Source organism: Hymenobacter sp. 5516J-16 (assembly GCF_022919335.1).
Taxonomy (GTDB): Bacteria; Bacteroidota; Bacteroidia; order Cytophagales; family Hymenobacteraceae; genus Hymenobacter; species Hymenobacter sublimis.
Genome location: NZ_CP095058.1, coordinates 1,768,405 through 1,791,433, shown reverse-complemented (window position 1 = coordinate 1,791,433; position 23,029 = coordinate 1,768,405). Strand labels below are relative to the sequence as shown.

Annotated in this window: 16 protein-coding genes, 2 pseudogenes and 1 riboswitch; of the genes and pseudogenes, 8 read left to right on the top strand and 10 right to left on the bottom strand. The window is 58.0% G+C overall.

Translation table 11 applies throughout. The features are described from left to right. Window positions 1–152 precede the first annotated feature (152 nt). On the top strand, window positions 153–1,364 hold the full coding sequence (locus MUN84_RS08830) for an alpha/beta hydrolase (RefSeq protein WP_244697581.1): 1,212 nt from the start codon (window positions 153–155) through the stop codon (window positions 1,362–1,364). A gap of 267 nt (window positions 1,365–1,631) precedes the next feature. On the opposite strand, the gene MUN84_RS08825 is transcribed toward MUN84_RS08830, so the two are convergent. From MUN84_RS08825 to MUN84_RS08805, 5 genes are all read right to left on the bottom strand, one after another. Beyond that, a complete protein-coding gene (locus tag MUN84_RS08825; protein WP_244697573.1) occupies window positions 1,632–2,681 on the bottom strand; it encodes a homoserine dehydrogenase in 1,050 nt (349 codons plus the stop codon). Next, window positions 2,675–2,902, bottom strand: coding sequence for a hypothetical protein (locus MUN84_RS08820; RefSeq protein ID WP_244697572.1), 228 nt, complete (start codon window positions 2,900–2,902; stop codon window positions 2,675–2,677). The genes MUN84_RS08825 and MUN84_RS08820 overlap by 7 nt, the downstream gene beginning before the upstream one ends. Next, window positions 2,892–3,929 carry a homoserine O-acetyltransferase MetX gene (gene metX / locus MUN84_RS08815; protein WP_244697571.1) on the bottom strand — a complete coding sequence of 346 codons (1,038 nt, stop codon included), beginning with the start codon at window positions 3,927–3,929 and terminating at the stop codon, window positions 2,892–2,894. Before metX ends, MUN84_RS08820 begins: the two co-directional genes overlap by 11 nt. 320 nt (window positions 3,930–4,249) lie before the next feature. Continuing rightward, complete coding sequence (locus MUN84_RS08810) at window positions 4,250–5,638, bottom strand: O-acetylhomoserine aminocarboxypropyltransferase/cysteine synthase family protein (protein ID WP_244697569.1); 1,389 nt, start codon at window positions 5,636–5,638, stop codon at window positions 4,250–4,252. A 377-nt stretch (window positions 5,639–6,015) separates the two neighbouring features. Then, window positions 6,016–6,127: riboswitch (SAM riboswitch) on the bottom strand. A gap of 362 nt (window positions 6,128–6,489) precedes the next feature. After that, on the bottom strand, window positions 6,490–6,792 hold the full coding sequence (locus tag MUN84_RS08805; protein ID WP_244697567.1) for a LysM peptidoglycan-binding domain-containing protein: 303 nt from the start codon (window positions 6,790–6,792) through the stop codon (window positions 6,490–6,492). 218 nt (window positions 6,793–7,010) lie between these two features. Between MUN84_RS08805 and MUN84_RS08800 the strand changes: the two genes are divergently transcribed. The 3 genes from MUN84_RS08800 (at window position 7,011) to MUN84_RS08790 (ending at window position 13,265) form a co-directional block, all read left to right on the top strand. Then, window positions 7,011–7,427 carry a lipocalin family protein gene (locus MUN84_RS08800; protein WP_244697565.1) on the top strand — a complete coding sequence of 139 codons (417 nt, stop codon included), beginning with the start codon at window positions 7,011–7,013 and terminating at the stop codon, window positions 7,425–7,427. Window positions 7,428–7,720: 293 nt separating this feature from the next. Then, window positions 7,721–10,585 carry a T9SS type A sorting domain-containing protein gene (locus tag MUN84_RS08795; protein WP_244697563.1) on the top strand — a complete coding sequence of 955 codons (2,865 nt, stop codon included), beginning with the start codon at window positions 7,721–7,723 and terminating at the stop codon, window positions 10,583–10,585. 91 nt (window positions 10,586–10,676) lie between these two features. Next, complete coding sequence (locus MUN84_RS08790; RefSeq protein ID WP_244697560.1) at window positions 10,677–13,265, top strand: erythromycin esterase family protein; 2,589 nt, start codon at window positions 10,677–10,679, stop codon at window positions 13,263–13,265. Here MUN84_RS08790 and MUN84_RS08785 read toward each other — a convergent pair. After that, window positions 13,252–14,337 carry a YbhN family protein gene (locus MUN84_RS08785; protein ID WP_244697555.1) on the bottom strand — a complete coding sequence of 362 codons (1,086 nt, stop codon included), beginning with the start codon at window positions 14,335–14,337 and terminating at the stop codon, window positions 13,252–13,254. The two genes, MUN84_RS08790 and MUN84_RS08785, sit on opposite strands and share 14 nt — an antisense overlap. A 250-nt stretch (window positions 14,338–14,587) precedes the next feature. Between MUN84_RS08785 and dxs the strand changes: the two are divergent. Further along, window positions 14,588–16,530: pseudogene (gene dxs, locus MUN84_RS08780) on the top strand (1-deoxy-D-xylulose-5-phosphate synthase). A gap of 53 nt (window positions 16,531–16,583) precedes the next feature. Here dxs and MUN84_RS08775 read toward each other — a convergent pair. After that, window positions 16,584–17,033: a hypothetical protein gene (locus MUN84_RS08775; RefSeq protein ID WP_244697552.1), complete on the bottom strand. Its 450-nt coding sequence runs from the start codon at window positions 17,031–17,033 to the stop codon at window positions 16,584–16,586. Window positions 17,034–17,104: 71 nt separating this feature from the next. After that, window positions 17,105–18,136 (bottom strand): AAA family ATPase, encoded by a 1,032-nt coding sequence (locus tag MUN84_RS08770; RefSeq protein ID WP_244698756.1) that lies wholly within the window; start codon window positions 18,134–18,136, stop codon window positions 17,105–17,107. Window positions 18,137–18,526: 390 nt separating this feature from the next. Here MUN84_RS08770 and MUN84_RS08765 point away from each other — a divergent pair, with 390 nt between their 5' ends. Further along, on the top strand, window positions 18,527–19,075 hold the full coding sequence (locus MUN84_RS08765) for a YceI family protein (protein ID WP_244697550.1): 549 nt from the start codon (window positions 18,527–18,529) through the stop codon (window positions 19,073–19,075). A gap of 192 nt (window positions 19,076–19,267) precedes the next feature. On the opposite strand, the gene MUN84_RS08760 is transcribed toward MUN84_RS08765, so the two are convergent. After that, window positions 19,268–20,134, bottom strand: a complete 867-nt coding sequence (locus tag MUN84_RS08760; RefSeq protein WP_244697548.1) for a hypothetical protein — start codon at window positions 20,132–20,134, stop codon at window positions 19,268–19,270. Between the two features lie 92 nt (window positions 20,135–20,226). Between MUN84_RS08760 and MUN84_RS08755 the strand changes: the two genes are divergently transcribed. Together MUN84_RS08755 and MUN84_RS08750 are read left to right on the top strand one after the other, a co-directional pair. After that, entirely contained in the window at window positions 20,227–20,994 is a 768-nt protein-coding gene (locus MUN84_RS08755) for an alpha/beta fold hydrolase (protein WP_244697546.1), read from the top strand. Between the two features lie 85 nt (window positions 20,995–21,079). Then, on the top strand, window positions 21,080–21,850 hold the full coding sequence (locus tag MUN84_RS08750; protein WP_244697545.1) for an alpha/beta fold hydrolase: 771 nt from the start codon (window positions 21,080–21,082) through the stop codon (window positions 21,848–21,850). 81 nt (window positions 21,851–21,931) lie between these two features. Here the strand turns inward: MUN84_RS08750 and MUN84_RS08745 are convergent. Then, a pseudogene (locus tag MUN84_RS08745) lies at window positions 21,932–22,928 on the bottom strand (aspartate-semialdehyde dehydrogenase). Window positions 22,929–23,029: the final 101 nt, after the last annotated feature.

Genomic DNA, 23,029 nt, shown 5'->3' with positions numbered 1-23,029 from the left:
GCTTTACTAGAACGCACCCCTCCCTATCGGGGAGGGGATGGGGAGGGATCCACCCACGCATTAAACGGCTATAAAAACGCAACCTCAACGTGAGGCACCCAGGGTGGGCGAGGTATCTTTGCAGTGGCTTGCGCCGGACGCGGCCCCTGTGTATGCGCTTTTACTTTCTTCTAATTCTCCTGCTGAGTAGCGGCTGGCCCGCAGCCCTGCGCGCCCAGGTAGCTCCCGATACCACCCACGGCCGCTACCACCGGCCCGTGTTTCGGCAGGTGACGGTGCGCCGCAACGTGGAGTTTGCCCAGGCTACTACCCTGCTGGGCATGTCGCAAACCTTGTACATGGATGTGTATGAGCCCACCGGCGACACCGTGCGCCGCCGGCCCCTGGTGGTGCTGGCCCACGAGGGTGGCTTCCTGACCGGCACCCGCGACGACGCCGTGATGACAGCCTTGTGCAACCGGCTGGCCCGACTGGGCTACGTGGCCGCTACCATTGATTACCGACTGTATTTCTTCCCCTTCGATACTGTCGGTATCGGGCGGGCCGCCATTCGGGCTACTCAGGATATGCGCGCGGCGGTACGGTTTTTTCGACACGATGCGGCTACCGCGAAGAAGTTTCGGGTGCATCCGGGCTACGTGTTTGTGGGTGGTTCCTCGGCCGGCGGCTTTATGGCTCTGCAAGCGGGCTACCTCAACAAAGCCGCTGAAGTACCTGCCTACCTCGATTTGAAAGCCTTGGGCGGACTGGAAGGCAGTGGCGGCCACGCCGGTTACAGCAGTCGGCCCCGCGGGGTAATTAACCTGTGTGGTGCCCTGGCCCGCGCTACCTGGCTCGAAGCGGGGGATGTACCCCTGTGCAGCGTCCACGGCACCCGCGACGGGCTGGTACCGTATGGGCGCGGCACGGTCGGCTCGGCGCTGCCGCCCCAGCTAGTGTACGGGAGCGGGGCGTTACGCCTACGGGCCAACGCGGTAGGCGTGCCGAATGTGTTGCGTCGGCTGCGCGGGGCGGGCCACGTACCGTACTCGTTCGAGCCAACCTATATTGATTCGGCCTTTTTTGCCATGCGCGACTTTCTGCGGCCCTTGCTAGGGGTAGGCGCGCCCGGGCCGCTGCTGGCAGCCGCCCTGAATCCGCGCCGGGCGGCGCAGGTTACGGCCCTGCTGCTGCCGCGGCGCATCGAACTACAAGGCCTGCCGACCCCCGCTGAAATAACCTGGCGGCCCGATTTGCTGAAATCTACGCCCGACTCAACCCAGCGTCCTGCCGAGCCAGCCCTGCCGCTGCCCGCCGCTGATGCCGCACCTAACCCCACGCCTCCCGCGCCACCGCAAGGCAGCACCCCGAAGTCAGAGCGGTAAATAAGTAGGAGAAGCAGGCCCCGATCGAAGCTTAATAACCACTTGTCATTTCGAGCGGGAGCGAGGAACCTGAGTTCACCATGCAACGGCTTAACCCAGATTACTCGCTGCCCTCGGAATGACAAGTATAAGATTATAGAGACGCAATATTTTGCGTCTTGGTGCTAGAACGGTTGGCGATGAAAAGCCCCGCATAAACAACATCAAAACGACGAGACGCGAGGTGTCGCGTCTCTTCAGCGCGCTACGTCAGCGAGAGGCTGCGGCTTAGGCTGAAACTTCCTCGGCCAGTTCTGTGCCGACGCTGATGGGACGGAGGCGGCCGGTACGGACGATGAAGGCGCCGTACTTGCGCAGGGTGTCGCGGTGGCGGATCAGGTTTTCCAGGGCCACGTAGCCCACTACGTATTCGTCCTCGTCGGCCTCTTCGGAAATTTCGCTGAAATCGAGCAAATCGATAATGCGGTCCTCGTCGGTGCGCAGGTAGATTTCTATTTCCAGGTCGGAGGCGTAGGTAGGGGCCGCGGCGGCTTTGGCGTACTGGTAGGCAAAGCCCTGGCGCAAGGCAGCCAAATCGGCGAGGACGGCCGAGCCGGTGGGGTGCCCGCCTGCGCCGCGTCCGCGCAGGAACTGCTCACCAGCAAAATCGGCCTCAATGACTACGCCGTTAAACTCCTGATCCACGGTGTACAGTGGCGACTCGGGGCCGATGAGTTGGGGCGTCACGAGCACCGTTACGCGCCCGTCGGGCAGGCGCTGCAGGCCGGCCACTACCTTAATTTTCTGGCCCTGACTGGCGGCAAACGCAACATCTACGGCGCTAATTCCTTCAATGCCGAGGTTGAGCACCTGCTCTGGCTGCAGAAAAGCCCCGTAGGCGTGGGCGGCCAGCAGCACGGCCTTGGAGCGCGGGTCGAACGCGCCCATGTCGAGGGTAGGGTCGGTTTCGGCAAAGCCCAGGGCCTGCGCTTCGGCCAGGGCCGGGGAGTAGTAGGAGCCGTCCTCGCCCATGCGCGTAAGCACGTAGTTGGAGGAGCCGTTGAGGATGCCCGTGAGGCGGCGCAGCGGCTCGGTGCTGAAATAGGCGTCCAGTGTCCGGATAACGGGGATGCTGCCGCACACGGCGGCCTCATATAATAAGGTGCCCCGGCCTTCGCGCTGCAACCGGATGAGCTCAGGCAGGTGGCGGGCCAGCATGGCTTTGTTGGCCGTGACTACCCGGCGGCCCCGGCGCAAGGCCTCGGCTACTAGCTGAAAAGCCGCGTCGGCATCGTCAATTACCTCCACCAGCACGTCCAGGGTATCGTCTGCTAGCACCGCTTGCACGTCGTACTTAAACCGCTCGGGGGTAGGGGCCGCACCTTGCCGGGCGTTTTCACCACAATGCGGGCAATGCTAAAACCGGACTCAGGCTGCTGATTCAGCATATCGAAAAGGCCTTGGCCCACGCACCCAAACCCAATGAGGCCTACTCGCCAAGGCTGGGCGGTGGAAGCAAGGGAAGCAGCAGAGGCGGCGAAGGCAGCGTTAGTGGACATAGCTCTGGACGTAGAATCGTTCGAGGAATTGGGTAATCTGGGCGGTTTCAATCAGGAAGCCGTCGTGACCGAAGTGCGAATCCATTTCGGCGTACATGGCGCCCCGGATGTGGCGGGCCAGCAACTGCTGCTCCTGGGGCGGAAACAGCACGTCGGAGCTGATGCCCACCACCAGCGTGCGGGCCCGGATGCGGCCCAGCGCTGCCGCTACGCCGCCGCGTCGGCGCCCTACGTTGTGGCTGTCCATGGCCCGCGACAGGGTCACGTAGCTGTAGGCATTAAAGCGGGCCACCAGCTTGTCGCCCTGGTAGCGCTGGTAGGAGCTGGCTAGGTAGTCGTCGAGCTTGCTCTCGTCGGGGTCCGTTTGGGTACGGTCGTAGGCATCGGGGCTGCGGTAGCTGAGCAGGGCCACGGCGCGGGCCGCGCGCAAGCCCGTCGCGCCGCCCGTGGGGGTAGCCGTTTCGTAAGTAGGGTCGGCGAAAATGGCCAGGCGCTGGGCTTCATTGAAGGCAATGCCCCAGGCCGAATGTCGGGCGCTGGTAGCCAGTAGCACCAGGTTCTCGAATAGCTCGGGCCGCTGTACGGCCCACTCCACCGCCTGCTGCCCCCCTAGCGAACCGCCAATGAGGGTGTGCACCGACGTCAGGGCCAAATGTTCCCGCAGGGCCTCGTGCGCAGCCACCATATCCCGAATAGTCAGGAGCGGGAAGTGCTGGTAGGCTAGGTGCTCCGTGAGCGGGTCCGGGGTAAGCGGGCCGGTAGTGCCGTAGCAGGAGCCCAACACGTTGGCACACACAATAAACCAGTCGGCCGGATCGAAGTGACAACCCGCGCCAAATAAACCGGGCCACCAGCTTAGCACATCGGCATTGGCCGTGAGGGCGTGACACACCCACACCACATTGTCGCGGGCCGCGTTGAGGCGGCCGTAGGTATGGTAGGTAACCTCCACCCGGGGTAGGGCAGCGCCGCTTTCCAGCCGCAGGGGCCGGGGCAGACGGAACAGGTGTGGTTCTTCGGAAGACATGGAATAAGGAGCGCGGTTCAAAGGAAAGCGAAGTCGGAAGCTGCTTCGCGGGTAGTTGCCAGGGGCGCGCCAGGGCAACGAGGAGCGTTTAACCATGCGCGAAAGGAAACTTCGCGCGGCATTCGGGTTCATTCGATTATATCTTAGCCCGCAGGCGGAGCCGATTCTGCCCGGCTCCGCCCCGGCCAGGTGCGGGCGGCGTATGTTCCGATGGTTCCTCTCTCACAAAAAACGTCGGCACCGGCCCGCTTACCGCGTGGCTGGAAGCTGCTGCCCGGCGGCTCTCTCACCTGCCGCCGGACATCAACCCCTCTCAAGTGCTAGACTTCCAGCGTAGCGGCGTGTTCGAGTTCTGGCTCCGGCAACAGCGTGCTACCGGCCGCATCAGTGGGCTGAGCGGCTACATTGCGCACCGCGTCAAAGGCCTGGGCCAGGTCGGCCCGGATATCATCAAAATGCTCAATGCCCACCGAGAGACGCAGGAGGGTAGGCGTCACGCCGGCGGCGCGCTGCTCCTCTTCGGAAAGCTGCTGGTGGGTAGTAGCCGAGGGCTGAATGATGAGCGTTTTGGCGTCGCCCACGTTGGCTAGGTGGCTGACCAGTTTCAGATTATCAATAAACTGCGTGGCCGTTTCCTTGGAGCCTTTGATGGCGAAGGTGAGCACCCCGCCGTAGCCGCGCTTCAGGTATTTCTGGGCCAGGGTGTGGTAGGGGCTGCTCTTGAGGCCGGGGTAGTTCACGGCTTCTACCTGCGGGTGCTGCTCCAGCCAGGTAGCCACGCGCAGGGCGTTTTCTACGGTGCGGTCTACGCGCAGGCTCAGCGTTTCCAGGCCCTGAATCAGCTGCCAGGCATTAAATGGGCTTTGGGAAGGACCGAAGTCGCGTAGGCCTTCCACCCGGGCCCGAATGATAAAGGCAATGTTGCCAAACGGCCCGCCTTTCCCGAATACATCATTGAACACCAGCCCGTGGTAGCCCTCGGAAGGCTCCGTAAACTGCGGGAACTTGCCATTGCCAAAGTCATATGTGCCGCCGTCCACAATCACGCCCCCAATAGAGGTGCCGTGGCCGCCAATCCACTTCGTCGCCGATTCTACCACAATGTGGGCGCCGTGCTCCAGGGGCCGAAACAGGTAGCCGCCCGCACCAAACGTATTGTCCACGATGAGGGGCAGATCGTGCTTGTCGGCAATGGCGGCAATGCGCTCAAAGTCCGGGATGCTAAAGCTCGGATTGCCAATGGTTTCCAGGTAGATGGCCTTGGTATTCTCGTTTATCAGGGCCTCAAACTTCTCCGGCTGGTCGCCATCGGCGAAGCGCACCTCAATACCCAAGCGCTTAAACGCTACCTTGAACTGGTTGTAGGTGCCGCCATACAGGTGCGTGGTGCTCACAAAATTGTCGCCGGCCTGCAGAATGTTGTTGAGGGCAATGAACTGCGCCGCCTGCCCCGAGGAAACCGCCAGAGCTGCTACTCCGCCCTCCAGAGCCGCCACACGCTGCTCGAACACGTCGGTGGTGGGGTTCATCAGGCGGGTGTAGATGTTGCCGAACTCCTTCAGGGCAAACAGGTTGGCCCCGTGCTCGGCATTTTTGAACACGTAGCTGGTAGTTTGGTAGAGCGGTACGGCGCGGGAACCAGTTACGGGGTCGGGCTGCTGGCCGGCGTGGAGTTGTAGGGTCTCGAAGTGGAGGTTCTGCGTGGACATGGCAAGGCTGGGTTAAAGACCGTTTGGACAGGAAATGAGGGAGCGAAAACGCGAAGAGAAAGCCACGATGAGGCGCAGCGGGGGCCGCACCGGAACCAGTCAGAAAGTGCTTCTGAAGCTGATTGGGGATGCAGGCGGGCCTCGGGTGCCACTGTGGGTCACCGCAGAATCAGGCCAAGAAAGAGGAAGGGATTAGCTAGCCGGGAGCCAGGCTAGCAACAGCAACAACACGCGCTACAGCAGCGCATTCGCATTCGCCGGAAAGCTGGAGCAGCTACCGAAACACAGAAACCCCACGACCTGGTAGGGCGCAACAAAGCGACCAAGGCAGTGGGGTAGAAAGGGGCGAAAGCGAGGGTGTTTTCCATGGTACTCCTGAGTTATATGCCCCGCCAGCTAAGCTGGTCGGGCAGGAATTGGCACCTTTCGCGCGGTCGAAGGTTGCCAGCGGGTCAGGGAGCCTGTTCTCTCGCCGCTTCTGTATAAATCTTATGAAAACTACCCCGCCGCGAGCGGGGGAGTACCGGGTTGGTATTGCAAAGGTATAGCAGCGGTTTTGATATATGCAATAGGGTAGCAAAATTTTTTACCGCGGTGGCTGACTACAGCCCTTAGAAGGTGCTAAAGCCAATACGACGATTCAAGCCGCTGATTTTCAAACACAAAGTATCCGTTGCTCTATCTCATAAAGCTAGTTGCAAGAACTACAACTCTCTACGTTATCGGAAAAATTTGGCATGCGCCTGTCCGTTACCGCAAACATACTCGTACGAAAAAGCATGGGTAGGCCACAAAAAAAGCCACTCGTTTATGAGTGGCTTTTTAGGATAATTTCTAGATATAGCCTAGGCTTAAATCTTAGGTAAAGTCAACACCTGGCCTACCTCAATGTGGTCGGGATTGGCGCCGATGGTTGCCTTATTGGCATCGTATATCTGATGCCACTTGGAGGCGTCACCGTAGTGGTTCTTGGCAATTTTAGAAAGCGAATCGCCGCTTACTACCGTGTATTTGTCGGCCTGAGCAGCTGCCGGCTGGGCAGCGGGCTGGTTAGCGTTGCCGAAGAAATCGGTGGCGCCGCCAGCGGCAGGTTTAGGAGCAGGAGCAACGGGTTTTTTTTCGCCGTCGTTGGAAAGGAAATCAAACAGTCCCATAGTGGTAAATGCAAGTAAATGTGGAAGAAACGACCGACTTGCAGGGCAGGAAAAGGGCGTCGGTTTTGGCTCTTACGCCAAGGCCAACAATAAGTTGTATCCGGCGCATGCGCATAATTCTAGGCTGAACATCTTGCGGAATTGCCCCGTAAGAGGCGCAATACCAAGTGTCCTGCTTGGTGGTATTTCTCCCTCATTTTAACTTATCTCCCTGCCCCATGAAAACTAATTCCGCTCCCTTGCGCTACCTAGCTAGCCTGCTCATGTTACTGGTACTTTTCACTGCTTCCTGCGGCAGCAAAGAAGGCAAAGTAGAAGGCGTGAACATGCTGTATGGCACCGAAAGCAAAGTTTGGAAAACCGATAAAGAGCTGAGCGCCAGCGGTGACAAAGTAAAACAGACGGATGCTCAGGAGGATGAGCGCATCACCTTCTTTGCCAACAAGCAGTATAACATGACCTCTCCTGCTGGTGCCGTAAATGGCAAGTATGAGTTTGACCAGGCCGGTAAGAAAATCACTATGACGCCTGATGGAGCTGCCCAGAGCAACACCTTCGACGTAGTAACGCTCACCGACGACAAGCTCACGCTCCGTAGCCCCGAGGGTGCTGAGCTGCGCCTTGAAAAAGAATAAGCGCTGGTATCTTTTCGCTTCGCAACAAAAAAGCCTCTCTGTATTCAACGGAGAGGTTTTTTTATGACCATTCGGTACAGGCAGTATGCTGAGGTTGGCCGCTTTTGCGATATGCTTTTATGGGCAGCTCTCGGATGAATTACTACCGGGTACCCTGTAACTTATATTCTTATATATCTTTGGTTAAACTTTAAAAAAGTAACAGGAATATTAATCATTCAATAGGTACAAATATGGTGTTTATGGCCGTCGCGAAGCGTGTTCATCTGTTTCTTATCTGCGCTGTTCTGCTGATGTTGCCTTTGCTGACTCAGGGTCAGACAACCAGTACCCTTGTCAGCTTCGACTTTAACTCGGGTACTCGGTATGATGCGCTTACGCCCGTTACGGCGGCGGGCGTTACGGCGGCGGCCTCTTCAACGGAGGCGTTTGCTACTAGCCCGGGTACGGCTACGGGTGCTGGTGCCTTTACGGCCGCTTCGAGCGGCCCGGCGTTGTCGATGGCAAATTCCACGGGCTCCAATAGCAGGTACTTCCAGTTTGCGCTGGGCGGTAGTAACTTAAGCAGCTACTACGGTTACAAGCTGTACCTGCAGCCCTACCGTTCCAGCACCGGCGCTACTACCATTACGGTGGCCTACAGCACCGACGGCGGCACTAACTTCACAAACTTTCCTACCACGCTGGCCGTGCCGGAACTGGCTTTTGCGGAACGGACACTCGATTTGTCTGGGGTAAGCGACCTGGACTATAAGCACACGCTAGTGCTGCGGCTGCTGGTAAGCGGGGCCACCTCCGGCAGCGGCACCTTCCGCCTCGACAACTTCCAGCTGCAAGCTACCTCCGCCCTGAACCCCACGCCAGTTCTGACGAGCCTCAGTCCCGCTAGCATTGCGGCGGGCAGCAATGGCTTCACCCTTACTGTTACCGGTAGCGGCTTTATTAATGGAAGCACCATCCGCTTTAATGGCGTTGAGCGGCCTACTACCTTGCACAGTGCCACTCAACTGACGGCCGCTATTCCCGCCTCCGACGTGGAGGTAGCCGGCACTTACCCCGTAACGGTGATTAGTCCGGGTCCGGGCGGCGGCACCTCCGCGAGCAGCAATTTTGTCGTTACGCCCGTAGTCCGCTGGGATGGGGGCGCCGGCACAAATAGTTGGTTTGACCGGGCTAACTGGGATGCTGATGCGGTGCCCACCACCAACGATGAAGTGCTACTGGACCACAACAAGGTTGCGGGCCGCTACACCGTGGTGCTTGATGCCGGCGGGGCCGTAGCCCCGGCTACCACGCCTACCGCTGAAGTTCGCTCCCTGACTATAAATCCGGCCACCGGCGACTCTATTCTGCTGGAAATATCAGCCCTGAATACTAGCACCGTGCCCCTACGCCTGACTCGTAACAGCGCTGCTGAAACTGCCTTGGCCATTTACAACAAGGGCGTTGTAACGAATACCAGTGACAGAGGCGGAATTGATATTCCGAGCGATAATCCGAATTTCTACCTCTACAATGGCGGCACCTACCGCCACTACACCGACCGGCCGCATGTAGGCCTGCTGGAAAACCTGGCCGCCGTGGCGGGCACGGAAGCCGGAACCTGGGAGTTTCGGCCCAAAACTCAGCCCAGTAACACAGCTTCCATTGCGGGCCGGACCTACCCTAACCTCGTTTTCCGGAACCGAATTGGGCAGGCTTTTACCAACTTCACTGGCAGCGGAGCTAACCCCCTGACCATACGCGGCAACCTAATCATCGGTCCGGGCGCGGTGTTGACTGCCTCTACCACGAGCGAAGTGCGCGTGGCCGGCGACATAGTAGTGCAGGGTGCTTTTCGTTTCGTTCCCCAAACCACCGGGACCAGTACCGTCCGGATGGTGCTAAACGGGAGTCGGCCGCAACGCATTAGCGGGGTAGCCTGGGGCGTAGTGCCCAGCGGCACGCCAACGGGCACGTATCTGGCCGCCGATGTACCCCTGCAACTCAACAACACCAGCTCCGAGGGCGTGACGCTGGCTACCCCCGTTACGGTAAACAACGTGCTGCAACTCACGGCCGGCCGGCTGCAAACGGATGCGGTAAACCTGCTGACGCTACTTAACAATCCCACCGGCGGCTCTGAGAACAGCTTTGTAAATGGCCCCGTGGCTCGTCCGGCTAGTGGTGCCGTTACTCTAACCTTCCCGCTGGGGCGCATTGATGCCCAGGGTGCCGCCTACCGGCCTTTAACCTTAAACATCAACAGTCTGAGTCGGGCCACTACGTTTACGGCCACCCAAACCGAGGGCGGCTTTGCCACGAAAGACCTGACCGGTGACCTGCGCCGCCTGAATGCTACCCGCTACTTCGCGGTAACCCCCGCGCCTGCCCTCACCAGCGCCGATAACTTCGCGGGTACCATTACCCTGAGCTTCGGGTCCGATGACCAGGTAATGGACCCTACTGCCAGCACGCTGGTCGTAGCCAAGAACGACGGTAATGGCTGGGTAAACATTGGGCGGAGCGGCAATACGGGCGGCCCCAGCAACGGCACAGCGGTAACCGGCACCCTGACTTCAGGTCTATTCACTTCCTTCAGCCTGTTCACGCTAGCCAGTACCAGCGCGGATGCTACCTCTAACCCGTTGCCCGTAACCCTGCTGCACTTCCGGGCCGAGCGTCGGCGGGAAAGTGTGCGCCTGGCCTGGACTACCGCCACCGAGCTGAACAATGCCCGCTTTGAAATTCAGCGCAGCCTTGCTGGGCGGGAGTTTGTTACGGTAGCCAGCTTGCCAGGGCAGGGCAGCAGCGCCGCTTCGCACACCTACACCTGGCTTGATGCCGCCCCGCCCGCCGGTCCGTTGTACTACCGCCTGCGGCAGGTAGATACTGATGGCACAAGCAGTATGTCTCCGACGGTAGTCGTCGTGAGTCCTGGTGCCGGTGGGGGGCTTACCACATATCCTAACCCGGTTTCAGGGCATGTAAATTTTCAGGCTCCCGCTTCTAGCCTGCGCTACCGCATCGTGAACGTGCTGGGACAAACTCTGACCCAGGGCCAGACGGTAGCCGGGGTGAACAGCGTGCCGGTACAGCTGCTGCTGCTGCCAGGCGTGTACTACCTGCTGCTCGACACGGCTGCGGGTACCGAAAGCAGCAAATTTTACAAGGAGTAAGCAGCCGGCGGGAGCTCTATAGAAAATACCAGATATAGCTGGGCGTTATGTGTAAGTTTGACCAGTATTCTCAAGCGTTATACATCGTTCTATGCTTATTTCTTTCCGCTGGTTAGCGGCCCTGGGGTTGTATGTTTCGCTGATAACGCAAGCTTGGGCGCAGTCAGGTCCGGCGGCACTACCTTCCGGATTACGCGCCTACCCTGTCCGCACCGTTAGCCCCACCGACACCGCTTTTCAGGACCTGGAGTTTCTGCGGCAGGAAATTGGCGGGGCGCGGGTAGTAATGCTCGGGGAGCCCACTCACGGTGAGGGCAACGTAACGGAAGCTAAAATCCGACTGATTCGCTTCCTGCAGCAGCGCCTGGGCTTCACCACGGTAGCTTTTGAAAGCGGCTTTTACGAGTTGGACAAGGCCCAGCGCCAGCTAGCGGCCGGCACCTCAGCGCGGGAGGCCCTGGAAAGCAGCATATTTCCAGTCTGGATGGGAACCCAGGAATTTCAGGCGCTGCTGCCCTTAGTGGGCCGGGGCCGTCTGCGGGTGGCGGGCTTCGATGGGCAGTTTAGCGGAGAGTATCAGGAGGAAATGCTGGAGGAGCTGGAAACGCTGCTCAAGCCCGAAAAAGGCGCCGATGGCATTGCCTACGACTACCTCGAGGAGTGCCTCAGTACCATGGGCGAAATCTTTACCTTCCCGCCTAGCCATCAGATAGCCATTTTCGATCTGCATATGGGGAAGGCCCGCCGCCTGCTGGAAAAGGTAGCCGCTGGCCCAAGCGCTCAGCGCCGCGAGCGGGCCATGTTCTGGCTGCAGAACCTGCGCAGCATCCAGGCTATGGCGCATACCTATGCTACCCACGACCCGGGAGCCAAAACCGAAGCCGAGTTCAGCGCCGCCGACAGCAACCCCCGCGACGCCCAGATGGCCGATAACTTGCTGTGGTATTTGCGCCAGCACCCGCAGGAAAAGGTTATCTGCTGGGGCGCGCTACCCCATCTGGCCAACAAAGTCGAGGTCCTGGATAATGCCGAGTTGAAAGGCTACCGCCCCATGGGTCGAATGGTAAAAGCGGCTCTGGGCCCCGATGCCATGTATGTGCTCGGGACAGTAAGCGGGGGCGGCGTGTATGGATTTGGACCCTGGGGAAAGCACACGCCAGTACCTACTCCGGCCCCCGGAAGTCTGGAAGCAGAGCTGCTGGCCCAGGGTCAGGAATACAGCTTTGTAAGTCTAAAGCATGATGCTCCCGGCCGCGAGTTCACTACCTACGCTTTTGAGTATCAGCCCGTAGCTGGGCGGTGGAGCGAGGTAGTGGATGGCTTTTTGTACCTGAAAACAGTAACTCCGCCGCACGGAGTTGCGCCCGTCGCCCTCGAGGCTACCCCAGCGGAAGCGCCGGTTCCCGTTGCCGAAATGGCCTCAGCACAGCCCCAACGCCTGAATCCCGCCGCCCGCCCCGCGGCGAAAGTGGGCGCGGCCCTGACGATGCGCGGCACCGTGCTAGACCGCAAAACAGGAGCGGCCGTACCCTTCGCGACAGTGGCTTTGCCGGGCCGCGGCACCGGCACCATCGCCGATGCTCAGGGGCGTTTTACCCTCCCTGCCCGGCGGCACGAAACGGTGCAGGTAAGCAGCGTCGGCTACGAGTCGGTGACGGTAGCGGCGGAAACGGCTGCTGTCACCGTGCGGCTGGTGCCCTCCGCCTACGCGCTAGGCGCGGTACGGGTCAGCGGAGAGTCTTTGAACCCGCGCAAGATTATGAAGAAAGTGTTGGCGGCCATTCCGACTAACTACGAGCAAGCCGACTACCACGCCCAGACCTACACTCACCGCCGCGTCAGCAATTTCGATACCCTGAGCCATGAGGTAGAATACGTGAGCCAGATTTTCGAGCCGGCCGGCCACCGCCACTATGCCGGCGGCTTCCTGATGCTGGAAGTGCGGCAGCAGCAACGCATTCAGGAGGCGCACCGGCTGGCTACCTCAAAGCAGCCACTAGGACATTTTGGGTGGTCTGATGGGGGCCAAGGGTTTTTTTCTTCTACCACTGATCCGGTGCGCATTTCACCCCTGTTTAAAAGCAGCACGGTAGGCAAGTTTATTCTGCAGCTGGATACTGTGGAGCAGCGCGGCACTGAAACCGTGTACGTCATTCGCTTTGCCGCCAAGCGGGCTACCCACCGCACCACCGGCACCTACCTGCAGGCGGGGTACTCCGGCAAAATTTACGTGCGGCAGCAGGACTACGCCGTAGTGCGCTACGAGGCCATCTGGCAGGGTGATACGGTAAAGCAGAACGCTGTTGCCCACAAATACTACGGCCGCAACAACCAAATTGCCCACCTCTACAACCGAGTATATGCCGATGAGCGGACCTCACACGTAGCCACCTACCAGCAGGCTGCGAACGGCCGCTATTACGTAGCTAGCAGCGTGGCGCAAAGCCTCACGAGCGGTCGGGTGCTGGGCAAAAAGCCGTTTTACTCGCAAAAGTCCTGTGAGGTGTACTTCACCGCAGTAGCTCCCGGCGCGGCGCCCGATGTAGCGAATGACCCGGCGCTTGCCGACAAAGAAATCGACCAGCTGGAACGGGCAGAATACCACCCGGCCTTCTGGCAAACCTACCAGCGCCCGGCTCCGGCCGGCTCCGCGCCCGCGTTGCTGCCTACGAAGCCATAACCTCGGCCGCCTTGCGCTTGCCGAAGATGCGGGTAATCCAGCGGGGTAGGAAAATGGCGCCCAGCACTAGGTAGAGGTAGTAGGTAAGGATGCGGTACAGCAGCACCATAAAATTCGTCATGGTGGGCGTGCCAATAAACTTGCCGAAGAAGGTAGGGAAGGCACCCTCGGCAATGCCCGCGCCGCCGGGCGTAATGGCAATCAGCAGGATAACTTTGTAGGTAAGGTTGCGCCCAAAAATCAGCCAGAACTCCGGCCAGGTAATGTCAATGAAAGCCGCAATCAGGCAGCCGATAACCAGGTAGCGGGCCGTCCAGACGAAGGCCGTGCTGAGGGCCGCCCGCAGCCAGTAGCCCCAGCCGTTGCCCCGCAACTGGGCCGAAGCCAGCACCAGTTCGTTGCCCATTTTGTAGGCCTTGTTGCGAAACCGGCGCAGCCCGCGCAGTGAAAACAGCCGCACCAGCAGCCGCTTCACCGACTGCGGATTGATGAAAATGGCGTACAGCATCAGCAGGGCGTACACCGTCACGAACACGTAGCTGGCAATAAAGCCGATGCGAAGCGTAGCCACCAAACCACCCTGCAAAGCCTCATGCGGGTACAGCGCATCGCCCCCAATCAGGACCACCAAGGGCACGGCCAGTACATAGTACAGGTTGTCGAGCATGGCCGTAGCCATAATATAGGCCACTGATTTGCCCAGCGGAATGCCCTCCTTGTGCAGCAACACCGGCGCTACCGCCGTGCCGCCCACCGCCGAGGGCAGCACGCACGAGGAAAACTCCCAGATCATGATGACATCCAAGGCCGCACGCCAACTCAGCACTTTCTCGGTGAGGTAGCGGATGCGGTACACGTAGCCGGCGTCGCGGGCCACTAGTATCACGAGCATGAGCAGCAACCAGGCGGGCTTGGCGTTGGCCAGCGGGGCCAGGTCGCCGGGTTGGTAGCTGCGCCAGAACATAAAGCCTACCACGCTTAACCCAATCAGCACCGGCAGAATAATGCGCGAGGGGCGGAGCTTATCCAGCAGCTGCTGTTCCTCGTTCTGCGGTTCGGTGAGTTGGGGCATGAGGCTAGGGTGGGATGGGTAAACAAAGGTAGGAGTTGCCCGCGGCCGAGGCGTTAAAGCCCGTTTAATCTGGCCGTCAACCCCAAACAATCGGAATTGCTATAACGTTGTTACGGTCCGGCTGCCAACCGACAGGCGGGAAAAATCGTACCTTCGCCTGTTGTACGCAGCGAGCGGCCCAGGGTGTTTTAACCTTCCGTATTCCACTCCTGTTGCCTAGCTATCTATCTTCTCTTTTGCCCCTGCTCTCATGCTAGTTGAACCCGGTGAACTGCTCGCGGAAATAAATTCGCCCGACGACCTCAAGAAGCTCAGCCCGGACCAACTGGTTCAGGTTAGCCAGGAACTGCGGCAGTTCATTATCGATTCGGTTTCCATTTACGGCGGACACTTCGGGGCTTCGCTGGGGTAGTAGAGCTGACGGTAGCCCTGCACTACGTCTTCAATACGCCCCACGACCAGCTGGTGTGGGACGTGGGACACCAGGCTTACGGCCACAAAATCCTCACCGGCCGCCGCGACCGGTTCCCGACCAACCGCCGCTACCACGGCATGTCGGGCTTCCCGAAGCGCAGCGAAAGTGAGTACGACGCCTTTGGGGTAGGGCACAGCTCCACCAGCATCGGGGCGGCCCTGGGCATGGCCGTGGCTTCTGATTATAAAAAGGAGTTTGATCGTCAGCACATTGCCGTGATTGGCGACGGGGCCATGACGGCCGGCATGGCCTTCGAGGCCCTGAACCACGCGGGTGTCGAGAAGTCTAACCTGCTGGTTATCCTCAACGACAACTGCATGAGCATCGACCCCAACGTGGGCGCGCTCAAGGAATACCTCACCGATATTACGACCTCCCGCACCTACAACAAAGTGCGCGACGAGCTGTGGAATGTGCTGGGCAAACTCAGCAAGTTCGGCCCCAACCCCCAGCAGATTGCCCGCAAGGTGGAGTCGGCCATGAAGGCGACTTTGCTCAAGCAAAGCAACTTGTTCGAGGCCCTGAACTTCCGCTACTTCGGCCCCGTGGATGGCCACGATGTGCAGCACCTTGCCACCATCCTCAACGACCTGAAGAGCATTCCCGGTCCGAAAATCCTGCACTGCGTAACGGTAAAGGGCAAAGGCTACGCCCTGGCCGAAAAGGACCAGACCCTGTGGCACGCGCCCGGCCTGTTCGATAAGGTGACAGGTGAAATCCACAAGAAAACCCACGAGAAGCCCCAGCCGCCCAAGTACCAGGACGTGTTTGGCGAAACCATCGTGGAGCTGGCCGAGCAGAACGATAAGATTATGGGCGTGACGCCAGCCATGCCCTCGGGCTGCTCGCTGAACATCATGATGAAGCAGATGCCCGACCGCGCCTTCGACGTGGGCATTGCCGAGCAGCACGCCGTGACCTTCTCGGCCGGCCTCGCTACGCAAGGGCTGGTGCCGTTCTGCAACATCTACTCCTCCTTCATGCAGCGCGCCTACGACCAGGTGCTGCACGACGTGGCCCTGCAGAACCTGCACGTGGTGTTCTGCCTCGACCGCGCCGGTTTTGCCGGTGCCGATGGTCCTACTCACCACGGCTGCTACGACCTGGCCTATATGCGCTGCATCCCCAACATGGTGGTTTCCGCGCCTATGAACGAGGAGGAGCTGCGCAACCTCATGTACACGGCCACCCTGCCCGAAAACGCCGGTCCGTTCAGCATCCGCTACCCCCGCGGCGAAGGTGTAATGCCGGAGTGGCGCAAGCCTCTGAAGAAGCTCACCGTTGGTACCGGCCGGGTAGTGCGCGAGGGGGAAGGCGTGGCGGTGCTCAGCATCGGCCACATCGGCAACTATGCCGTGAAGGCTACCCAGCAGCTCGCCGCCGAAGGCCTCAACCCCGGCCACTACGACATGCGCTTCTGCAAGCCCCTGGACGAGGAAATGCTCCACCGCATTGCCCGCCAGTACCAGGCTATTGTCACGGTAGAAGATGGTTGCCTGCAAGGCGGCTTTGGCGCGGCCGTGCTGGAGTTTCTCGCCGACCACGGCTACGCTCTTCCCGTGCGCCGCCTCGGCATCCCAGACCGCATCGTGGAGCACGGCACCCAGGATGAACTCTACAAAGAGTGTGGCTTCGACGCCGCGGGTATTGCCGCCGCCATGCGCGAAATGGCTGGTAAAATAGTAGCCAATGCGCCGGTAGAAACGGTGCTGTTGTAAACCGATATTAACAGAACAGAAAAGTCCCGCTGGATTCGTCCGGCGGGGCTTTTTTAATTGAATTCTGTACTGTCCTCCACATACAACTCAACCGCTACATCTGGTACCAGCAAGTTCAGTTGCAAGATGCGCGCTTCAATAGCAGCACTACGAGGCGGCCGTTGCTCCGCGAAACCAACGCAGGCAATGGCTCGCACCACACTATGTGGGGCAATAATACCGGCCTGCACAAAGTCATTGATGGCGGCTGCCAATTGTGGAATGCATTCTTTGAGCCTTGCGGACCTGTTCTTGTTCAAGCCGTGCTTGAACTCAACAAAATGAATTTCTTCCTCCCGAACCAGGGCACAGTCGCAACGTTGCGCGTCAGCCGAACCATATAAGCAGTGGTCAATGGCAATAAGGTAAACAACTGCTTCACCAGTATTGCGAACTGTTAGGTCCGTTTGCTCCGGACTTTCTGTTCGGCACTGACAAGGCAGATTGCCCGGTTGGTCGTACACATAGAATAAGGAAGTAGTATGGCTATTAATGCAGGGCTCCGCATTCGTGAAATGAGCCCGGATACGGGCTATCATTTCAGGGTAACCGATTTAGATAGACGTATCAAATTGTCGAAAGCATCAGCAGCGTCCCCCGACAAGTTATCTAACCCGTTGTCGTCAATTAAGCCTAACTCCTCATTCACCAAAGACTCCACCCCACCGTTTTCGACCTGATAACACGCAAACTCCTTCGGATTTATCCAACTTTCACGTGGTACAATCTGTGCTACCTCATCTGCTCGTTCAGGATGCTTTTCGGCGACTTGGTAGGCGTAGAGAAGCAGATTGAGATGAGAAAGAATATATGGGCTATGAGTGGTTATTGTTAAGTCGTTTTCACCAGCTGTACATTTCTCAACCAGCCAGTTTAGTAAACCCTGTTGCGCGGTTGGGTAAAGGTTTAACTCCGGTTCTTCTATAATAAAGCTGATAACTTGGTTTTCTTGATTTAACAAGTATTCTGTTAATACCATAAGTGGTATTATAGATTGAATGCCGCTGGCTACTTCATAAAGACGAAATAGTTTTTTGTTTTTAGGTATTTTGATATAATCGTGGCCGTTATCGTGAATGTACTTTATTTTAAATATTCCTATATCTAATTTATTAACTGATTTTCTGGCGTTTGAAAAGTTATTTGCAAAATTTAATAATGGTTTAGGTAGTCCAATATCGTCGCGTAACATTCCTGGCCAAGAGTATTCAATTGCGGAAGAAAAAATTCTTTCAGCAGGTATGTAAACTGATGCGTATTCGTTATTTAAAGCTTTATATATTTTATCTATCATGCTCTTAAAATCTTCAGGGGTTATTCTTTGTAGAGATTCAATTGCTTTGTTCATTTTTTCAGGATCGTAAATTTGGGATAAGTCATGTATATAATTATCATGTATACTTTCTGATTTGACCGATAAATTTTTATATATGGTTTTTTTTCTTCCTGGGTTTGTGGAAATGGTTATGCTGGATTCCATTTTAAAATAATTGCTCAATGAGTATTTATTAAACATATCCTGGGCTATCTTCTTACTCTCAAAATTGAAGAGAGACTCCTTATAAATAGTTATTAGCTTCGCCAGCGTGCTTTTCCCCCACCCGTAGGCCCGATGAACACTGTGACTTTCTTGAAGTCCACGGTGGCGTCTTTGATGGGGCCGAAGTTTTTGACAATGAGTTGCTCGTTCATAACGGTAGGTAGTCGGGCCGCCGAAGCGGCGGGAAGCAAAGGTAACTTTCTACGCTAACCGCCGCCGCGGGGGTAGCGTTGCCACACCCAAAGCCGAAGTAGCCGCCGCTGCTTCGGCTTTGGTGCGTCTGGAGGAATATTGGAACGAAAAAATATTTATCAATGTAGGTACATCAATCTAATAAATGTCTCTACATTTGTCCCGGATTCAGTGGCACAGATGCCTGAGAATCTTTCAGTGTTCTTAACCGCAACGCCTCCTATTATGGCTACTACCACTTGGGCAATTGACCCGACTCACTCCGAAGTACAGTTCAAAATCAAGCACCTCGTTATTTCCACGGTCACCGGCTCGTTCAAGAAGTTCGAAGGCCAAGCCGTAACCGAAAACGAGAGCTTCGAGAATGCACAGATCAGCTTCGCCCTGGACGTGAACAGCATTGACACCAACCAGGAGCAGCGCGACGAGCACCTGCGCAATAACGACTTCTTTGACGCCGCTACTTATCCTCAAATCACCTTTACCTCAACTTCGCTGACCAAAACCGGCGACGACGAGTACAAGCTGACGGGTAATATGACCATCAAGGACGTAACCAAGCCCGTAACCCTCGACGTGGAATTTGGGGGCGTGGCTACCGACTTTTACGGCAACGAAAAGGCCGGTTTTGAAATCAGCGGCAAAATCAACCGCAAGGAATTTGGCCTGACTTTCCACGCCGTAACTGAAGCTGGCTCTATCGTCCTCGGCGACGATGTGAAGCTCTCGGCCAGCGTGCAGCTGGTGAAGCAAGCCCAAGAAGTAGCAGCCTAAGCAGCGTTTAGCGCCACCTACTGCAATAAAGAAAAGAGCCAGCCGCCCACGTGGGCAGCTGGCTCTTTTCCTATGATAGCGGAGTGACGGCCTGCGTTTCGCAACGCTGCCGGATAACCGTAAGGATGCGGCGCTGAATCTCGCTCATCACAAAGTCAGTCCAGAGGCCGGCGTAGGGGTTGAGGCGGGTACTCAGGCGCTGCTGGCTGTAGAGGATGAGGCGAGTACGGCCGGGCCGACGGGTTCTAGTTCGTAGGTGCCGCGCAGCACGTTGAAGAAGCGCCCGCCTACGGTTACGTGCTCATCAAAGGTAGTGGGTGGAATGGTGGCCGTGTTGGGCACAATGCTGAACGAGAGCCGCCGCTGAGGCTCCCATACATCTACAGTTTCGATGAACTCCACGCCTCGCTCGAAGGTAGCCCGCCGCACTCCGCCTACGCCTTCGTGACTGAGGGTAGCCTCTATCGGGCGCGGAAATCCAATATCATCCACTAGGCTAGTACCTAAATCCTGGGCCTGTATGGGCGGCACTCGAATAATATGCTGCCAGACTACGGCCGTAGAAGCTTGAATAACAATGGTATTGGTCACGCGGCGGTAGTCGTCGGGGGTAGTGAGCAAGCTCTCCGCTGGGGCTAGCAGAAACGGCAGCAAGGCAAAACCGGCCACCACGTAGGTATTTTGGTCGTTGGAGCGGCCTTTGGTAAGGGTAGTGTAAAGGAAGGCTCCCAGCCAGGAAGTCAGCAGGAAGAGTGGCGAGATAAGCAGCACGCAAATCATGCCTTCCAACTGAAACAGCAGCGCCGTAGTCAGAAATAGCATTACAGTTACGATTGGACCCGCTACCAGGCGCCAGGTTTTGGTAGCCGTGGTCGGGGTGAAGTGAGCTGTAGCGGCGCCCAGCGCCATCGGGATTAGCAGCAGAAAGCAGAGCATCAGCAGTCCGCCGGCATTATGGAACAAGTTGCTGGCAAACACAAACCGGCCTAGTAGGGCAATGAGCAGGCCGGCGGCGGCGGCAATGACATAGTGCAGATACTGACGTTGGATAATGGCCATAGTGGGTAGGGAAGGAGCTGAACGAACCGGGCAAAAATGCGTAATTGTGCCCGTTCAATCTGCATAGCCGCTTGTGTAGCGATGCTTTTCTTATGTCATCCTCTCAACCTACTATCCTGTTCCTGCACGGCTTCGCTGAAAGCCGGGAGGTCTGGACTGAATTCACCCGCGAATTTCCGGAAGGTTACCGCCTGCTAACCCTCAACCTGCTCGGGCACGGCACCAACGTGCACGACATCCGCGACTACAGCATGGAGGCCCAAGCCCGCTACGTGGCCGAGCAGTTGCGGCAGAAAAACGTGGAGCGGGCCCTACTCGTGTGCCACAGCATGGGCGGCTACGTGGCCCTGGCCTTCGCCGAGCGCTACCCCGACATAGTGGCCGGACTGGTGTTGTTCCACTCCACGGCGCTGCCCGACTCGGAGGAGAAAAAGGCCAACCGCGACAAGAACAAGGACTTTGTGCGCCGCCACGGAGTTGAGAAGTTCATGGAGTCCTTTATCCGGCCGCTGTTTGCGCCGGCCAACCGGGAGCAGATGCTGGAGCAGCGCGAGTTTCTGGAAGACATTGGCCGTGCCATTCCGGAGGCTACCGTACTCGGCGCTCTGGAAGCCATGAAAAACCGCCCCGACCGTACCAAAGTGCTGCAGGAAGCTCGTTTCCCGGTGCTGTTTATTGCGGGAAAGGAGGACGTAGCCGTGCCTACCGAAAGCCTGCTGCCCCAGCTGGCCCTGCCGGCCCAGAGCCACGCCCTGCTGCTCAGCAACGTGGGCCACCTGGGCTACTTCGAGGAGCCGGAGCTGACGCGCCGCGCCGTGGTAGATTTCGCCGGGGTAGTGTTTCCTGCCGAAGGGAAATAGCTCGACTTTAACGAGGCTCGGAGTTGATACGTACAAAAAGCAGGGCCGCTCCACAACGGGGTGGCTCTTTTTTTACCTATACGCTATGAGCAATTCCTTGCCTACCCTCGTCTTTCTGCACGGTTTTCTGGAAAGCAGTGAAATTTGGGACGACTTTTTGCGCGACTTTCCTACCCGTTACCGCACCCTGCAACCTAACCTGCCCGGCTACGGCCCGGAGCCCCAAGTCAGCTCTGATTACTCCTTTGAAGCCGCCGCCGACTACGTGCAGACGCAGCTGAAAGAGGAAGGTGTTCATCAAGTTTTGTTAGTCGGCCACAGCATGGGCGGCTACGTGGCCTTGGCATTTGCCGAGAAGTTTCCGGCCCAGGTGGCCGGCCTCTGCCTGTTCCATTCCTCTGCTCTGCCAGATTTGGAAGAAGATCAGGAGCGGCGCCAGCGTAACCGCAAGTTTTTGGAAGAGCACGGGGTAGCGGCCTTCACCGAGGAGTTTCTGAAGCCTCAGTTCTCTGCTGCCCACCGCGAGTCTATGGAGCACCACGTGGAAATGCTGCAGCGCATTGGCGCGGCCGTGCCCCTAGAAACGGCCCTGGGAAGCATGGAGGCCATGGCCCGCCGCCCCGACCGGCGCCCGGTGCTGGAAAAAGCTACTTACCCGGTCCTCTTCATTGCTGGCAAAGACGACAAAGCCGTGCCCCTGGAAAAGACTCACGAAGAAAGCCTGCTCCCCGACCACAGCACTGTGTTGTGGCTGGCCAACGTGGGACACGTAGGCTTTCTGGAGCGGCCCACTGACACGCGCAAGGCCATCGAAGGCTTCGCGGAGCTGGTGTTTGGCAAACAGGTACCGCACTAAATCCTTTCAATAAAAACAACCAAGCGCCGATGCTGCTCTAGCACCGGCGCTTGGTTGTTTTCTTCGTAAGAAGTACGTTACCTACGCTTGCAGCAAGCCCATCTGCAGCATCTTCTCGGCAATTTGCACGGCGTTGGTGGCGGCGCCTTTACGGAGGTTGTCGGCTACTACCCACATGTTGAGGGTACGGGGCTGGGTTTCGTCGCGGCGGAGGCGGCCGACTAGCACGGCGTCTTTGCCGTGGGCGTCTTTGGGCATGGGGTAGCGGTTGTTTTTCACGTCGTCCACTACTTCCACGCCTTCGGTTTCGCGCAGGATGCGCCGCACGTCTTCCAGCTCAAATTCCCGCTCAAACTCCACGTTTACGGCTTCCGAGTGGCCGCCAACAACCGGAATGCGCACGGTGGTTGCCGTGACCCGGATGTTCTCGTCGCCCATGATTTTCTTGGTTTCCTTCACCATCTTCATTTCCTCCTTGGTGTAGCCGTTATCCTCGAACACGTCGATGTGGGCAGCACGTTTAAGTCAATGGAGTGGGGGTAGGCCGGGGAGGTAACCTCCGCGCCGGCGCGCTCCTGCATGAGCTGGTCCACGGCCTTTTTGCCGGTGCCGGTTACGCTCTGATAGGTACTGACCACAATGCGCTGCACTTTGTAGGTTTCGTGCAACTTGTTCAGGGCCACTACCATCTGAATGGTGGAGCAGTTGGGATTAGCAATAATTTTATCGTCGGCGGTAATTTCTTTGGCGTTGATTTCCGGTACCACCAGCTTTTTGGTGGGGTCCATGCGCCAGGCCGAGGAATTGTCGATAACCACGGTGCCTACCTCGGCGAAGCGCGGCGCCTGCTCCTTTGAGATGGAGCCGCCGGCCGAGAAGATGGCAACGGCCGGGCGAGCGGCAATGGCGTCGTCCATGCTCACCACTTTGTATTTCTGCCCCGAAATTCAATTTCCTGGCCCACCGATTTCTCGGAGGCTACGGGCAGAAGCTCAGTGACCGGGAAGTTGCGCTCGGCCAGTACTTTCAGCATTTCGCCCCCGACCAGGCCGGTGGCACCTACTACGGCTACTTTCATGGATTCTAGGTGTTTGTCGCCGGCAAAGGTACATCACGAAATGTGGTTATATTTCACCCCTATTATTCCCGCCCCACTGGCGGCGGCTACCTTACGTATTG

Excerpts from the sequence above, each read along its gene's own strand:
- MUN84_RS08790 (WP_244697560.1), top strand. The coding sequence starts at position 10,677 with ATGCTTATTTCTTTCCGCTGGTTAGCGGCCCTGGGGTTGTATGTTTCG.
- MUN84_RS08765 (WP_244697550.1), top strand. The coding sequence starts at position 18,527 with ATGGCTACTACCACTTGGGCAATTGACCCGACTCACTCCGAAGTACAG.
- MUN84_RS08820 (WP_244697572.1), bottom strand. The coding sequence starts at position 2,902 with ATGTCCACTAACGCTGCCTTCGCCGCCTCTGCTGCTTCCCTTGCTTCC.
- metX (WP_244697571.1), bottom strand. The coding sequence starts at position 3,929 with ATGTCTTCCGAAGAACCACACCTGTTCCGTCTGCCCCGGCCCCTGCGG.
- MUN84_RS08750 (WP_244697545.1), top strand. The coding sequence starts at position 21,080 with ATGAGCAATTCCTTGCCTACCCTCGTCTTTCTGCACGGTTTTCTGGAA.
- MUN84_RS08810 (WP_244697569.1), bottom strand. The coding sequence starts at position 5,638 with ATGTCCACGCAGAACCTCCACTTCGAGACCCTACAACTCCACGCCGGC.
- MUN84_RS08785 (WP_244697555.1), bottom strand. The coding sequence starts at position 14,337 with ATGCCCCAACTCACCGAACCGCAGAACGAGGAACAGCAGCTGCTGGAT.
- MUN84_RS08830 (WP_244697581.1), top strand. The coding sequence starts at position 153 with ATGCGCTTTTACTTTCTTCTAATTCTCCTGCTGAGTAGCGGCTGGCCC.
- MUN84_RS08795 (WP_244697563.1), top strand. The coding sequence starts at position 7,721 with ATGTTGCCTTTGCTGACTCAGGGTCAGACAACCAGTACCCTTGTCAGC.
- MUN84_RS08760 (WP_244697548.1), bottom strand. The coding sequence starts at position 20,134 with ATGGCCATTATCCAACGTCAGTATCTGCACTATGTCATTGCCGCCGCC.
- MUN84_RS08800 (WP_244697565.1), top strand. The coding sequence starts at position 7,011 with ATGAAAACTAATTCCGCTCCCTTGCGCTACCTAGCTAGCCTGCTCATG.
- MUN84_RS08755 (WP_244697546.1), top strand. The coding sequence starts at position 20,227 with ATGTCATCCTCTCAACCTACTATCCTGTTCCTGCACGGCTTCGCTGAA.
- MUN84_RS08805 (WP_244697567.1), bottom strand. The coding sequence starts at position 6,792 with ATGGGACTGTTTGATTTCCTTTCCAACGACGGCGAAAAAAAACCCGTT.